This is a genomic window from Roseibium sp. AWQ4_290 (assembly GCF_056160985.1).
Genome location: NZ_JBSWYG010000102.1, coordinates 1 through 243 on the forward strand (window position 1 = coordinate 1; position 243 = coordinate 243).

The window sequence follows — 243 nt, forward strand, 5'->3', positions numbered from 1 at the left end:
TTCCAACTCAACGAAAGACGCTTCCTCGACGTGGCCCGGATCAACTGGCATTCGCGCAAACCGGGGATCCTTCAGCCAATTGTGGATCATATTGGCATTCGCAGAATACCGGCGCGCCACCTGCGCAACCGATGCACTGGGAAGAACCGCTTGCGCGCAGATCTCCCGCTTCTCCTCATCAGACCAGCTCCGCCGCTTTCTTCGCTTACTCATTAAGGGCCCTTAAATGTCCATTTAATTAAG

1 protein-coding gene is annotated in these 243 nt (G+C 54.3%); it reads right to left on the minus strand.

Annotated features, from left to right (window positions below; genetic code table 11):
- A partial coding sequence (locus tag ACXAH0_RS25315) for a transposase (protein WP_475196104.1) occupies positions 1-213 on the minus strand: 213 nt, incomplete at its 3' end.
- Between the last annotated feature and the right edge of the window lie 30 nt (positions 214-243).